Below are 14,536 nucleotides of genomic sequence, written 5' to 3'. Positions count from 1 at the left end.
GCCACCGGCTCCTGCCGGGCGCAATGGAGTCGCCGCATGAAGTCACTGATCCCCTTGTTCATCTGCCTCCTGGCCTGGGTCGGGGGTGATCCCGTACGCGCCGCGGTGCCGGTGGCGGAGGCGGCACCGGACCTGGTGGTCATCGTCGATACCTCGAAAAGCATGAGCCAGCCGGGGATGGACCGGGAGCGCTCCTCGCTCCTGGTGGCCAAGTTGCTCTCCGACATCGTCCCCGGCGATCTGGCGGTGGTGCGGGTGCTGGACCTGACGCGGGATGCGGCACTCCTGCCCCGGCGCGAGACCAGCGTCGAGAACGCGTGCAGCGAGGACCCCAACGACCGCTGCGACCTGGTGGAGCCTACGACCAACTGGGCCGAGGACGCCCGCCGCGGGCGCTACGGACTGGAGGCGCGCCCGGAGCGCGCTGATCCGGCCTATAAGCAGCGGCTCGACGCCCACCTCGCCCAGACCTCGAACAACAGTCTCTTCTTCCTCTCCTTCCGCGCCGCCCAGGGGCTCTTCGACCAGCACGATGCCGCGGGCCAGCCGGGTACGAACCGGACCGTGGTCTGGCTCTCCGACGGCAAGGACGAACAGGTCGAGGCCTTGACCCCCGCGGTGAATGCGCTGCGCCAGGCCGGGGTGGACATCCGCGCCATGGTCTTCGGGCGCGGTGATCCCGCCATCCCGCGGCGCCTCAATCTGCCGGTGGACCGGGTGAACAGTCCGGCCGAGCTGATGCGCAGCTTCGCCCAGGTCTTCCGTCGGCTGGTGCACGCGCCCTATCGGGTGGACAACCTGGTGGCCAAGGCCCCGGACCTGGACGTGCGGCCCAATGTCGAGGAGTTGTGGGCGGTGGTCTACGGCGACGACACCTTGGGCGAGGTGAGCCTGATGGGTCCCGGCGGCGAGGTCCGCGCGGACTATGCCGCCGACCGCCTGCCCGGGGCCGGGGCCTACCGCGTCGCCCATATGACCAACCCGACCGCCGGGGTCTGGCGGATCCATGCCAAGGGCGGCGGCGCCGGGCTTGCCTATGCGCTGGTCCAGCGCTCGTCCCTGATCCCGGCCCTGCTGGAACCCCGGTCGGCCCGGGCGCAGGAGCGGGTGCGGCTGGTTGCGGCGATCCGTGCCGGAGGCGCGCTCCAACCGGTCGCGGACGCCCAGGCCCTGGAGGGAGCGCGCATCGTTGCCACCCTCGAGGGCCAGGAGGTCGCTCTGCACGACGACGGTCAGGACGGGGACGAACACGCCGGGGACGGGCTCTTCTCGGCCTGGTACCGTTTCAACCGCACGGGTGCGGTTCCGGTTGGGCTGCACCTGACGAGCCCGGTGGCCGACCGCCGGGCCACCGCGGCGGTGTCAGTCGCCGGGGTCTTCCGCTACACCGGACCGCCGCTCACGCTGGACCTGGGCCGGATCGCGGCCCCCGGGCGGGCCTGCCGCGCTCTGAGCCCGGCGGTCGAGCACCAGGGCGAGATGCCCTTCGTGCTCGAGGCCCTGCGCCCGGTGCCGGCGGGCCACACGCTGTTGCTGCATGCCGGACCCACCCTGCTGACCCCGGGCGGCGGGGTCCGCCCCTGGAAGGCGGGCGATCCGCTGGAATTGTGCCTGGAGGTCACCGCGGCGGCGTCCAGTACCAACGCCCTGGGCGAACCCTGGTTGCGCCTCGCGGTAGACGCCGGCGACCGGCCGGACCAGCGCCTCGAGATCGCCCTGCGCTGGGAGGTGGTGGGCTTGACCTTCCAGCAGCGTTGGGGCTGGCTGATCCTGTCCCTGCTGGCCCTGGCCGTCGCCGTCGTCATCGCCCTGGGCTACATCCTGCCCTATCGTTTCCCGCGCGCGCTGGCGATCAGCTTCGCCCCCGAGCGCGACGAACTGGACACCTACCCGCCGCAGACCCTGCGGGCCTGGCGCGGTCTCGGGGTCCGCTTTTACCGCAGTGCACGCGCCTATCTGCACCCTAACTTCCGCCTCACCCGACGGGCTGCCGGGGCCCTGGCCGTGCTCGCGGCCGAGCGGCTCTTTGCCCGGATCAGCCCCCAGCCGGGGCTCAAGCTCAGTCGGGAGGACTACGACGGGTCCTACGCCCCGGTGCCGGACGAGGGCGAACCGGTGCGGCCGGGGGAGGTCTACCGCATCGGTGACTCGGGCCCCTTCTTTCGCCTCGCGGTGCGGCGGTAATGACCACGATCCGCCGATCGTCCCGACCGGCCCCGACCCTGCTGCCGGCCCTCGCCCTGCGCCTCACCATCGGGGCACTGCTGGCCGGGGCCGGGACCCCGGCCTGGGCGGAGGGCAACCATGTGCGCGTGGTCCTGGACACCTCGCTGTCCATGCTCAAAGGGATCAAGGGGGCCCCCGCCAACGACCCCGGGCGCCTGGCGGTGCTGGCCACGAACCTGCTCTATGACCTGGTGGACCCCAACCCCGCCTTCCCCAGACGCCCGGACAGCTTTGCGGTCTATCCCTTCGATCATTGGCAGGAGTGGACCGACACCGCCGCACCGCCCCCGGTCAGTACCGCGCCGGCCATCGTCGCCGCGACGCAGAACGCGGCGGGCCGCGCCGCCTTCACGGACGCGCTCAAGCAGGTCCCCTACGATGGGCCCTGGACCTACTACTACCCCGGGCTGCGCCGTGCGCTCGACTCACTCAAGGACCCGCGAATCCCGCCGGAAGACACTCGGGTCATGGTCCTGATCACCGACGGGGTCCCGGAGGACCGGACCCGCGACGCCGAACGCAGCCTGTTGCGGGGACTGCGCGACGAGGCCGCCGCCGCCGGGGTACGCCTGTATATCCTGGGCTTCGGCCCGGCGGCGATGGCCAATCGCGGGCTGCTCGATGACCTGGTCCACGACGCCTCCGGCCGGCCCCTGGGCCGCGTTTTCGTCGACCCCGACGGCCGCCGGCTCACGACCACCATGCTCGACATCTTCTCCTTGAGTTTCGGTTATGCGGTGGACCCGCCGGTCAAGGTGGCCGATCTGCCGCCCCAGGGGATCGACCTGGAGGCCGGGACCACCCCGACCAAGGTCGCCCTGGTCACCCTGGCGGCGGGACCCAAGCCCCCGACCCAGGCCCTGACCCCCGGTCCCAACGCCCCCGGCGGGGTGGTGACGGCCAGCCAACCCGGGGCCAGCTACGCCCTGCAATGGGTGCTGGGCCCGGCGCCGGGGTCCTACGCCTTCAAGGGCAGCGACCCGGCGGCGACCCTGGCCATCCTGCGCCCGGTGGCGCCCCTGCTGCAAGTGCGCCCCGGACGGGTGCCGCCGGCGGACGGGGTCGGCCAGGCCAAGGAGATGCGTCAAGCCGGCCAAGTCATGGCCGGGGTGCGCTTTGCCTTGCGCGTGCTGGTCAGCTCCGCCGCCGGGACGGCCGGCAACCAGCCCGACGTGAACCTGGCCTTTCGCATTCAAGGCCCGCGCACCGGCCCCTGCGGCTATGCCTGGAGCGGCGACAAGACACCGCCGGCCGGCGGTTCGGCCCGGCTGACGCCGGAGGGGGTGAGCCACGAGATCTGGATGAGCTTTCCGGAGAACGCGCAGGACCGGGATCAGCCCTACCAGGGGTTCGTCGAGGTCGAGGCCAAGAGCGGGGACAAGACCGTGGCGACGCTCGCCTGCGACACGGCCCACGCGATCATGGTCTTCCCCCGGCTGGCACTGACCCCGCAACCCGCCGAGGCCCCCATCGGCCCCGCACCCTTGGCCCCGCGCGAGCTCAACCGGTGCGTCGACTTCACCATCGCGACCGATCACCCGGAGCGACTCGCGATCCTCGGCCCCCCACCGTACGGTATCAAGGCGACATTGAGTACGCACGGCGCCCCGGGCCTGCTCGATGCCGAGCTGGCCGGGGCGCGCTGGCGCCTGGACGGCCGACCGATCGAATTCCAGGAGCGCGCCGGGGTCCCCGCCGGCGGCCCGGCCGGCACTCCCTGGGGCCAGGGACAGGCGTTGTCGCCCGCGCGGTTGCTCGGCCCCCATCAACTTTGCCTGGACCTGGGGCGCCCGCGGATCGCGGCCAACGCCGAGGGCCTGGCGGTTGGACTCGAACTGCGGCTGATGCATCCGGCCTACGAGGACTTCGACGTGGTCGGCCCCTTTACCGCCCGCCTGTCGGTCCTGGCCCCCGGCCTCATCCCCATCGACTGGCAGGCCCTGGCCCCGCCGACCGCCACCGCCCTGGCCCTGACGCTGGGCCTGTGGCTGTGGCAGGGGCGGCGCGCACTGCCGCCGGACCTGCGCTATGCCCTGTGGCACGGGGAGGGACCACCCGCGGCGACTAGCCCGCTGCCCATGGGCAATCCCTTGGTCAGGTTCATCGGCGACGCCCCGCGGCGCCCCATACTCGATCCCGTGTCCCATCAGGAGCCACTGGCCTGGGTGGTGCCGCACGACCCCGGGCTCTTTGGACTGGCCTTGGCGCCCGGGGTCGGCCTGGTCGCCGCGGACGGTGGCGACCTGCCGCTGGCGGGGCCAGGGCTCTACCGAGTCCAGGCGCGACGACAGTATTGCCTGAGCCGCGGGGGCGACGCGTGGCGGTTGCGGTTCGATTACGACCAGCCGGTCTGAAACAGTCGTGACACGCCTGCTTGATGACCCCGTTTCCGAATCCGGGCAAGTCCCGCCGTCCGGCTTTCGTCACAAGCCCGCCCACCGCTACTAAACTTCCCGAGCCGTCGGTACTGTAATGACATATACTTACGCGCCCTCTTACCACTTTCTCGCATGGTTTTGCGGATTTGCGATCCTGCCCAGCCGACCAGACTTGTCCGTGGAAAGAGTGCAACCGGTCCGTCAGGGCGCGCTTGTCTGCCGGATGCCCGCGTCGTACGCTGATCACTTGGCCCACGAGCGCTACGGGTAGATCGGCGGCACTTTCTCCGGGTTCCAGCAAAGAACAGCATTGAGAAGTCTGATTCAGATGGCGGCACAGCTGACCCGGCAATCCCGGCAAGTCTTTCTGGAATAGCTGTTCGCGGTTGAATCTCCTCTCCGTCACGCGGAGCATCCGAAGGCTGAAATTCGGTGGCCCTCATTTGAATAAGCAAGTGGTAATGCGGCAAGTGACTAAAGCTGTCAGTAATTGTTGTCACGCCGTCGGCGTGCTGATTGATATAGCCCGATAATGAGTACCCGTCTGCCCCAACCGATCGGGCGTCAGAAGGAGGTTCTGTGCCTGCCCGCGCAAGGGCATTTGGTCGTCCTTGGCACGGCCGGAAGCGGAAAGACCACCCTTGCGGTCCATCGCTCCCTATACCTTGCGCATCCGGGCACGGACCACTATGGGCGCACCTTGCTCGTCACGTTTAACCGCTGTCTCGTTGCATACCTCCGGAGTCTCGCGGGCACTATTCCGCGCGACGTGGATGTACGGAACTACCACAAATTTGCCCGCGGCTATCTCAACAACCGGGGACGCATGAGATGGAACTGCATTTCCAGTCCGGAAGAACAAAGGGTGTTCTGTCGGAAAGCGCTCGTTGAGGCGCTCGCCGCAGGCGCGACGAGCACCGTGCTTCAGCGACCGGTCGAGTTCCTTGTCGAAGAGCTGCGCTGGCTGGCTCAGCATGGCATCTTGTCCGCAGCCGAATACGTAGCCGCTGATCGCGTCAATCGTGCTGGAACGAGAGTGGCTCGCGCTGACCGGCCTGCCGTGTTCGATCTCTATGAACGTTACAAAGCATTCCGAGCGGCAAGCGGCAAGGAATACGATTGGGACGACCTGTCCGGTGCGGTGGTCGAGGAACTCAGCCTGGATGCCGTAGGTCGGCACTATCGGCACGTAGTGATCGACGAAGGCCAGGACTTTTCGCCCATGATGCTGCGCTCCCTTGCGACTGCTGTACCGGCAAACGGGAGCCTGACATTCTTCGGCGACATGGCGCAGCAGATCTATGGCAACAAGATGTCGTGGCGTACTGCGGGACTCAATGTCCAGAACGTCTGGCGTTTCGAGCAAAACTACCGAAATTCGAAGCAGATTGCGCAGCTCGCACTCGCCATCGCGGCGATGCCGCCGTTCTCGACCGATCCCGACCTCGTTGCCCCGAAGTCGCCAACCGCAGATGGCCCCCTTCCCGCGCTTGTCTCGTTCGGTTCGGAAGACTCCGAGATGCAGTTTGTAGCAAGCCTTGCGCGTCGTTTCGGCCAAACCCAGAGTGTGGCGGTTCTGTTCAGAGACCGGGAAGCCGAAGACCGTTTGGAGCGCCTTATACCTGACGGGATGACGCGCCTGCACGGCGACTTGGACCGCTGGCCTGATGGTCCGGGGATCTTCTACGGGACCTACCATGCGGCAAAGGGCCTCGAGTTCGATGTAGTTGTGCTTCCCTTTATGTCCTCCGGTCGCCTGCCGCACCCGCCGGACGTCGCTACGTTCGGCCAGACGGACGCCGCGTCGCGAGACATTAGCCTAGTTTATGTCGCCGTCACGCGAGCGAGAGCCAACCTCATAGTCACCTACACTGGCGCGCAGACCGCGCTGCTGCCCGTCGACGCCGGCCTTTACCAAAGGATCAGGCGATGATCGGGGCGATACATGACAGTGCGCTGCGGCGCGGCATTACGCGACTATGCCACTTTACACCATCGCGTAACCTCGTTCACATTGCCACTGACCCTCGAGGTTTGCTGGCGACGCACAAGCTCACCGTGGACGAGCGCGCTGTGTTTAACCCAACCGACCTCGAGCGGTTCGACGGTTATCGCAACCATGTATGTTGCTCCATCCAGTATCCTAATGCCTGGTATTTCCGAAAGGCCCGAGTGAAGGATGCGATCTTCCGTGACTGGGTTGTCCTCCTTCTTCGTCCGCACTACCTGTGGACCTATGGCACGAAGTTCTGTCCGAGAAACGCAGCGGCTGGCGGCGGACGTTTCATAGAAGAGGGTGCCGATGCGTTCGAGGCAATGTATGCGCCCAGCGTCATCGGCGCCTACGACAAGACTTACACGCGCGGGCCATCTCGTTCGCCAAGCGTACCCACCGACGAACAGGCGGAAATTCTGATTCCAGACCACGTTGATAGAGAGGATCTGCTTGGCATCGTCGTCATCGACGTAGCACAAGCGAGACGGGAAATTGCGCGCCTGCAGACCCTTGGCGAGCAGGTGCCATGTGTCTTGATTGCCCCTGACTTCTTCGACGCCAATGGGCTGAGCGCTATGCTCCGAGTCGGGCGCTCGCCAGTGGAGGACCAGTTCTACGCGGGAGATAGTGATGGTTGATCTCACGAACCACGAATTGCCCCCAGCAGCGGGTTGCCGGCGCGCCAAGGCTGAGGGTGCATTCATTGCGCTGGCGGCCGGCGACGCGCTCGGCTGGCCGCAGGAGTTCCCGAGCAAGCTGATTGCCGGAAAGTCTTCCGCCGGCACGCCGACGGTTGAATTCCGCGAATGGGTGCGACGCGGCGGCGGGCGCTTTTTTCCATACGAGGAGATTATCCGCCGCGGAGAGTATAGCGACGACACGCAGCTCGCCCTCGCCGTTGCGCGCTCGCGCCTCTACCCCGGGACCGGCTGGTGGACGGCGTTCACCCGCACGGAGCTTCCTCTATGGACGCTATACGAGCGCGGAGGTGGAGGTGCCACTAAGCGAGCGGCTGAACTTTGGGTCAAGGGTACAGCGCCATGGAAGAGCCCAGACCCGGAACAGGTCGGACGCTATTTTGATGCCGGGGGAAACGGCGTCGCGATGCGAGTACTACCTCACGCACTCTTTCACGCCGGAGCGCTGGATCCCTCAATCCTTATGCGGGACGTGATCAACGACGCCGTTGCTACACACGGGCACCCGCGCGCAATCATCGGGGCGACCGCTTATGCGTATGCCGCATGGTGGCTATTGCGCGCGGAGCACACAATCGGGTTCGGAGAACTTGTCGAGCAGATCAACGATAACATTGCGGTATGGGGCGAACTTCCGGCATCGGGGCATGCGAAGAATGGATGGCTGGATGCAGCAAACCAGCAATCGCAGGGACGTTATGAGGGGATTTGGCGCGACGTTGTGAGCGAAATGCGTGAGCTGGTCAGTCAGGTGCGCGCGGGAATCGATGCCGGCGCCATCGGCGACGATCACGAGGTTCTACGGCGATTAGGCTGCTTCGGAAAGGCAAAGGGTTCCGGCACGATCAGCACGGCGGCTGCGGTTTACCTCATCGCGCGCTACGCCGCCCAACCAGCGCAGGCCGTGGTCAGCGCTGCGTTCGCCAGGGGGGCCGATACGGACACCATGGCGGCTATGACGGGTGGCCTTGCGGGGTGCCTCGCGGGTTACGATTGGCTCCCGCGCGACTGGCTCTCCGTTCAAGACAGCGACTATGTTCGGCGGCTGGCAAACACCGTGGCGCAGGAATCGTTGCGCGCCAGCGAGGCAGCACCCGTCTCACGGACAATCAGCCAGAAGGAGTTAGACGCTCTCCGCGCGGCCTTGGCGCGGCGCGGCGAGGACAGTGTCGATCTAGATGGCTCTCGGCGGGTTCGGGTTATGGCGATGGTTGCTCTCAAGTCACTGTCCAGCGACACTATCGCCCAAGCGTGGCAGCTTGAGACGTCCGATGGCCAGACGCTCTACATCAACAAGCTCGGGCGAAAATCGAAAGAGAAGCCTCAACGCCAGGATACCGATCGCCACAACGATGTCGGGCAACCGATGACGGCTGCTGCGCCTGAGACACAGGCCATGAGCATTAGGCTCTCTGTCGCTGACGTGTCGGCATCGGCGTCATTCTATGAACGGGCAATTGGTCTAGTACCGACTCGAAAGACTCAGAAGCTCGTGTCCTACGGGCCACTCTCCCTCGTCGAAGGACGCCACGCTGTCGATCTGTCGGGAGGCACGATCAAGCTGGATCAGCCAAACGGACGCAACCTGATCGAGATTCCGGTGCATGACCTCGAAGCGGCCCAAAGGCGCCTATCGGAATATCAAGTGCATCCGGCCAGGCCCGTTGCAGCAGGGCGTCGGGGAGACCGGACTCTGCACGTCATAGACCCCGACGGCAACGTCGTCGAACTGATCGAGAGGCGCGACCGATGATGAGCCTCTATCGGCCTATCGCGCAGATCGTTGCGTTCTGCATCAATGCATCACCGCTGTTTCTTGAGCCGGAGTTTGTCCAAAGCTGCCTCTGGATGACAGGGAGCGGTACAACCACCCCCGCCTGATGCCGGCGTCGGCCCCCACCGCCCCCAACCCGCCGTGGGTTTCGGCCGCGATGCGCCAGGAGACCAGCGGCTAGCTGGTCGCGATCATCGCGCGATTCCATCGCCGCTTTGCGGTACACGGCCGTCAGTTTCCGGTTGGCGCGCAGTTCGGCGATCTCGCGCTCGTGATGCGAGACCATACCTCTCAATTGACTCATGTTGGTATCCGCTCCCATTCCGACCACAGCGCCTAGGCCCGCTCGATGTCCACCGACCAGGACGGATAGACCGATGACCGCAAGCCACCCAGCCCCGACCACCCGCGCCCGCATCCTTCGGGTCCTGGCCTTGGTCATGGTCCTGATCCTCCCCGCGGCCTGGGCGCAGGAGCCGGGCGGCCGTCACATCGGACTGGTGCTGGACACCTCATCATCCATGGACGGCGCCGACACCGACGCCCCCCGCTACACAGTGCAGATTGCCAAGATCCTGACCGACTTGCTGGGTCCCCAGGACGCACTCACCGTCGCCTGGATCCCCCCGGGCACCGGCTGCGACGACGGTCCGCGCCCTGACGCCGCGCTGGCGCTCGGCGCCGGTCAGGCCGGCCAAGGCGCCGCCTTCAAGGGTCGGCTCGACGCGGCGATCCACTATGGGGGCGGGACGCTGTTCACCGCGCCGCTGCGCACCCTGGCCGCGGGCTTTGCCGCCACGCCCGCGATGCAGCGCCTGATGATCCTGATCACCGATGCCACCGACTTCTCCTGCGGACCCGAGACCGCCGCGGAACTCAAGCGGCTGCGCGACGACGGGGCGACCCTGGCCGTGGTCAACCTCGGCAGCCACGGCGGCGGCTTCTCCGGGCACCCGGACCTTGACCTGACCCGCAATGCCGCCCGCGCGGCGGGCCTGGTCTCCGCCGTCGGCGAGATCTACCAGCGCTTTCTGGGTGCGCGCCAACCCGCCGGCGGGGTCCTCTCCGGACCGGAGATCCGGGTCGCCGTTGCCCCCTTCGTGCGCACCGCCTATCTGTTGGTCGCGGCGGACGGTTCCATGGCGCCGCTCGTCTCCCTCCCCGGCAACCCCGCTGCCGCCGCCCTGGATCTCGACTACCGCGGCGGCGGCACCACGACGGGGACCGACCGACGCACCCGCGCCTATCGCATCGTCCGGCTCGACCGGCCCCGGCCGGGCACCTGGCGGTTTCGGGCGCCCGACCTGCCCGCCGGCGCCGGCTGGCTGCTGCTGCAGGACTTCTCGCTGGGGCTGCGCTTCACCCCGCCGGCCACCGTCGCGGCCGGGGCCGAGACCCGCTTAGCGGTCGAACTGGTGGATACCGCCGACGGCGACCGGGTGGTGGATCCACGCCAGGTCCCCGGGCTCGCCGTGACCCTGGAGGCCGACGGCCGCCGCCTGCACCTGCGCGACGACGGCCAGGACGGGGATATCGCGGGCGACGGGGTCTTGAGTGCCGGTCTGACCTTTGCGACCGCCGGCCGGATGAACCTGCGGCTGCACCTGACCACCGACCACCTGGAGCGCACGCGGGCCTTCAACCTGGAGGTCGCCCCGGCGCGCTGGGTCCTGCACGCCCAGGTAGCCGACCGGGCCACGGTGGGCGTCCCGCTGCCGGTCGCGGTCGAACTGGAACCGGTGGGTGAGGCCCGGCTGCTCGCCGAGCCCGACGCGGTGCGGGTCACCGACAACGACGGGCAGACCCTGACCCTGCGGGCCGTGCCGCCCGTGCCCGCGCGCGGCCAGCCCCGGCACTATTCCGGCACCTGGCGGCCGCGGACCCTGGGCGAGGCAACGCTGCGCTTCACCGCCCCGGGGTCGAGCCCGACGGCGCCGGTCGAGGCGAAGGTGCGGGTCTTAGGCGAAATCGCCCTGGGCGACCCTATCCCCCTCGACCTCGGGGAAGGATCCAGCGGGGTCCGCCTCGAGGGGACGCTCGATCTGTCCTTCGTTCGTATCGCCGGTGAATACGCGATCGCGGTCTCCGCCGATTACGACGGCCCCGGTACCGCCCTGGAACTGGACCTCGGCCAAGGGTGGCAGCCCCTGGGCGCGCGGCCCCAGACACTGACCCTGCGCCAGGACGAGGCCCGCGCCTTGCCCCTGCGCCTGCGCATCGGACGCTGTCCGGCCGCCGTCGCGCCGGGCACCGGGTTTGATATCCGCGTCACCGCGGTACGCCCGGACGGACAGGCCATCGCCGCGGCCGTCCCGCTGACGCTGGGGGTGACCGCGGCCCCTTGGCTCGTCTGTTGGTGGCCGGTCCTGGCCGGGGTCGCGGGGCTCGCGGTGCTGGGTGTCATCATCCACGGGTACGTTTCCCCTTTCCGCTTCCCACGCAACCTAAGTGTCCAGATCTCGCCGGAGGCCGACCTGGAGGAAGGCTTCCCCTACCTGATCCGCGCCCAGCGGGGGGCCGGAAGCGGCTTCTACCGTGATGCCCGCCTCTACGTCCGGGCCGACTACCGCCTCGGCGCCCGCCCCGGCCACGCCGTGGCCAGTCTACGCGCCGGCCGCGCCGGGGTGCACCTGACGGCCATGGGTGGCGCCCTGCTGCAGGTCCGCGGCGACGACGGGCGCTGGGTCGCGCTGAGCCCGCACGGGTGCCAAGCCCAGCTCGGCATCACCTACCGCACGGACGCCGGGACCCTGTTCTTCGAGCTGCGGACCGGTTAGTCAGGGTGTAGGATTGGACCATCGACGACCAGGACGGGGAGTCATCGACCATGGAGCGCATCGTTAACCTGCACATCGAGCGCCTGCCCCAGGGGCTGTACCTGGCCACCTCGGATGCTATCCCCGGATTGGTCGCGCACACCCTTGCCGAGACCCTGGAGATCGCCCGCGACGTTTCCCGCCGGCTCATGGAGGCCCAGGCTGCGCGCGACGGCTCTGTCCAACTTGAGGCGCCGCGCGACGCCTTCGATTATCCACTGGTGGTGGGCGCCTGAATGGGGCGCCTCGCCGACTTCGGCTACCGCAAAATTGTTGGAGTGAGGAACGCACCGCAACGCCCCGCCGAGGCTACACTAAGCGGCCTTGCCGAGCCGCACTGGCCCCACAGCCGCAGACCTAAGCGATGAGTGATCGAGAAACACAGATGGAGATCTGGTTATGACGTTCAAAGCCGCCTCGGAATTGTTTACCGAGGCCAACATCTTCGTCATCCCAACCTTCCAGCGCCCCTATGCCTGGGAGCAATCACACCGGGAGGATATGATTCGGGATATACAGGTTGCCACCGCCCGGCAGCGTCATAACCCAAATACGATCCATTATTTTGGGGCGATTCATACAATCGAAGTACAACCCGACAGTGCACTGCTGACTAACTACAGCGATCCAGCCAACGAAGACATCAACACTCTTTCTAACAATGGCTTTCAGGCGACTGACTCAATCTTTCGCGTCCATCTCGTCGTAGACGGCCAACAGCGTCTCGTGACCCTCTTTGGGCTGCTCGAGCGCTGCGCTGGGAGCAAGATGCGATACGTCACGATGCCAAATGAACGGACGATTCCCAAAGTCATACTCAGTCCTGCGACAGATCACGAACTCTGGCGCTCGCTACTCGGCATGGGCAATCCCGTGCCCCCGATGAACACGCGCAGTCAACGGCGACTTCAAGAGCTGTTCGCTATGCCGCCCCAACCGCCATTTATAGCAGGCAGCCCTGAACACAGATTTCTAATCGGTGCGCACACCGAGCTGGTGTGGGTGCAGCTTCCTCGCGGTGCAACATTGGGTCCGTTTTTGACCCTGAATGATCGTGGAAAAGACCTGACAAAACTGGAGAAGATCAAAAGCCTGGCGATGGAAGCCGACGAAAACGGAGGCTTCAATCAGGCACAACCATTGAATACAAGTTTCGGTCGTGTCTACCTCTCAATCGATCTGGATGCAAGCCTCCTTAACGAAGATGACTTTCTGCGACAACTGGCGATTTGCCTGTGGGAGCCAATCGCCGGACAGAATTACGGAGCCGCACCAGATCAACTCTATCCGCGGGCACACGACGGCAGTCTGGAAAGCATTTACCAAAGTTTCCGCGCTCTTCTTTCAGGTCAGGGTAACAACCCGGCGGGGCTTGTTGGCGATGTGGTTGCAAAGAGCAGCAGCCTGGCAACACGGCACAGTGCGCTGGCAAATCGTTTGACACTGGCTCGTGCAGGCAACCTGCTTGGCGTGCCGAGCTTCGTCAATGGCATTATCCCGGCTTCACCGCAGCGTGACGCGCTTGACGACTATGTGATGGTCCTGGATTCCTTGGGTTTGCAGGCCAAACAGCTCGCAATACTGCTCGCCGTGCCTGATCTGTGCGGCACTGACTGGCATGCGGTTCTCGGCCAGATCCGTCTTTCCAATCAAGCGATAAAGCAGGACCTCATCGCCCTGTACAACGAGGCGTCGGCGAATGTTCCCAGTGACATGCCGTGGAAGCAGGTCATTCGAGATGAAATCGAGACCATTCCCGATCAGAGTGTTCGGGATGTCACTCCGCTCTATGTCGCCGAGTTGCTCCGCCTGATCGTCGGCGGCTCGAAGCCGGGCGGCTTTACCGCGGCATGGCAACAGGTCTGCGTCACCCCACCGATTGCCGGGCAGAGCTTCCTTGATGCATGGCGGGACTACCTCTCGACTTATGATAGCCGCGACAAGTTTGTCGGGTCGATTGCACGTTCGCAGTATTGGGACAACCAGTCTGCATCACTGCGATACCTGCTACGCGAATACGAATGCTGTTTACCCCAAGGATTGCCTGCGCATCGACTGCCCGAGATGGAGATCGAACATTTTTTTGGGCAGGAATTCCGGGCGATTCGCGCATTGGCAATACCCGGTCGCGTGTTCGTGAGTAAGGCAGATTATATAAGCGGTTTCGTTGATCGGCCGGGCAACAAACTGCTCATCCCCGCGGCCTTGAATCGAGCGTTGCGCGTTACGCCGGTCTTGGCCAAGCCGCACGCGTACGGCGCTCATCTAAATACCACAGCAGCGGCGCGACAGGTGTCCAACGACCTCAACGGCGTAACGCAGCTGGCCTTGATGCGCGACTATGTGCTGCTTCGGCAAGTGCGACTTGCAGCCTTCGCGGCCAAGCGTTTTTGATTGGGGGGACATCTCGGCTGATGTGTGCCGAGCGTGCGATCCGCAACCGAAGAGGCTCGATTGGCTTTGACCAGCGTCCGCCTGCCTTGCGCCTGGCCTGGACTTGCCCCCGTGTCGACCAGGCACCCCCGCGGGCGCACGCGCCCGGCAAAGAAGCCCGGACCCCGTGGGGCCGGGGAAGGTCGGCCGTGGACACGCAGTGCAAGACCGGCTGCGGCGGGTCACATCGGACCACGCCACTTATCAATCGCAAT

General features: G+C 66.2%; 8 protein-coding genes. All 8 read left to right on the top strand.

What is annotated here, in order from left to right; translation table 11 throughout:
• The first annotated feature begins 36 nt into the window (after positions 1 to 36).
• The 8 genes from A39O_RS0112070 (at position 37) to A39O_RS0112030 (ending at position 14,282) form a co-directional block, all read left to right on the top strand.
• Positions 37 to 2,184, top strand: coding sequence for a choice-of-anchor X domain-containing protein (locus A39O_RS0112070; RefSeq protein ID WP_020504913.1), 2,148 nt, complete (start codon positions 37 to 39; stop codon positions 2,182 to 2,184).
• The gene (locus tag A39O_RS0112065; protein ID WP_020504912.1) at positions 2,184 to 4,580 is read left to right on the top strand and encodes a vWA domain-containing protein; all 2,397 of its coding nucleotides are present in this window, start codon (positions 2,184 to 2,186) and stop codon (positions 4,578 to 4,580) included. Before A39O_RS0112070 ends, A39O_RS0112065 begins: the two co-directional genes overlap by 1 nt.
• A 556-nt stretch (positions 4,581 to 5,136) precedes the next feature.
• Entirely contained in the window at positions 5,137 to 6,537 is a 1,401-nt protein-coding gene (locus A39O_RS0112060) for a 3'-5' exonuclease (RefSeq protein ID WP_020504911.1), read from the top strand.
• A complete protein-coding gene (locus tag A39O_RS0112055) occupies positions 6,534 to 7,238 on the top strand; it encodes a DarT ssDNA thymidine ADP-ribosyltransferase family protein (protein WP_026199350.1) in 705 nt (234 codons plus the stop codon). The genes A39O_RS0112060 and A39O_RS0112055 overlap by 4 nt, the downstream gene beginning before the upstream one ends.
• Positions 7,231 to 9,051 (top strand): ADP-ribosylglycohydrolase family protein, encoded by a 1,821-nt coding sequence (locus A39O_RS36530; RefSeq protein WP_020504909.1) that lies wholly within the window; start codon positions 7,231 to 7,233, stop codon positions 9,049 to 9,051. Before A39O_RS0112055 ends, A39O_RS36530 begins: the two co-directional genes overlap by 8 nt.
• Before the next feature lie 398 nt (positions 9,052 to 9,449).
• Positions 9,450 to 11,849: a vWA domain-containing protein gene (locus A39O_RS0112040; protein WP_020504908.1), complete on the top strand. Its 2,400-nt coding sequence runs from the start codon at positions 9,450 to 9,452 to the stop codon at positions 11,847 to 11,849.
• Positions 11,850 to 11,899: 50 nt separating this feature from the next.
• On the top strand, positions 11,900 to 12,124 hold the full coding sequence (locus A39O_RS0112035) for a hypothetical protein (RefSeq protein ID WP_020504907.1): 225 nt from the start codon (positions 11,900 to 11,902) through the stop codon (positions 12,122 to 12,124).
• 163 nt (positions 12,125 to 12,287) lie between these two features.
• Complete coding sequence (locus A39O_RS0112030) at positions 12,288 to 14,282, top strand: DUF262 domain-containing protein (RefSeq protein WP_020504906.1); 1,995 nt, start codon at positions 12,288 to 12,290, stop codon at positions 14,280 to 14,282.
• Positions 14,283 to 14,536 lie beyond the last annotated feature (254 nt).

This window comes from Lamprocystis purpurea DSM 4197, from assembly GCF_000379525.1.
Classification (GTDB): Bacteria; Pseudomonadota; Gammaproteobacteria; order Chromatiales; family Chromatiaceae; genus Thiodictyon; species Thiodictyon purpureum.
Note: the sequence above shows the minus strand (reverse complement) of the source record. Positions and strands in the feature narration are given on the sequence as shown.

Excerpts from the sequence above, each read along its gene's own strand:
- A39O_RS0112060 (WP_020504911.1), top strand. The coding sequence starts at position 5,137 with ATGAGTACCCGTCTGCCCCAACCGATCGGGCGTCAGAAGGAGGTTCTG.
- A39O_RS0112040 (WP_020504908.1), top strand. The coding sequence starts at position 9,450 with ATGACCGCAAGCCACCCAGCCCCGACCACCCGCGCCCGCATCCTTCGG.
- A39O_RS0112030 (WP_020504906.1), top strand. The coding sequence starts at position 12,288 with ATGACGTTCAAAGCCGCCTCGGAATTGTTTACCGAGGCCAACATCTTC.
- A39O_RS0112070 (WP_020504913.1), top strand. The coding sequence starts at position 37 with ATGAAGTCACTGATCCCCTTGTTCATCTGCCTCCTGGCCTGGGTCGGG.
- A39O_RS36530 (WP_020504909.1), top strand. The coding sequence starts at position 7,231 with ATGGTTGATCTCACGAACCACGAATTGCCCCCAGCAGCGGGTTGCCGG.
- A39O_RS0112055 (WP_026199350.1), top strand. The coding sequence starts at position 6,534 with ATGATCGGGGCGATACATGACAGTGCGCTGCGGCGCGGCATTACGCGA.
- A39O_RS0112065 (WP_020504912.1), top strand. The coding sequence starts at position 2,184 with ATGACCACGATCCGCCGATCGTCCCGACCGGCCCCGACCCTGCTGCCG.
- A39O_RS0112035 (WP_020504907.1), top strand. The coding sequence starts at position 11,900 with ATGGAGCGCATCGTTAACCTGCACATCGAGCGCCTGCCCCAGGGGCTG.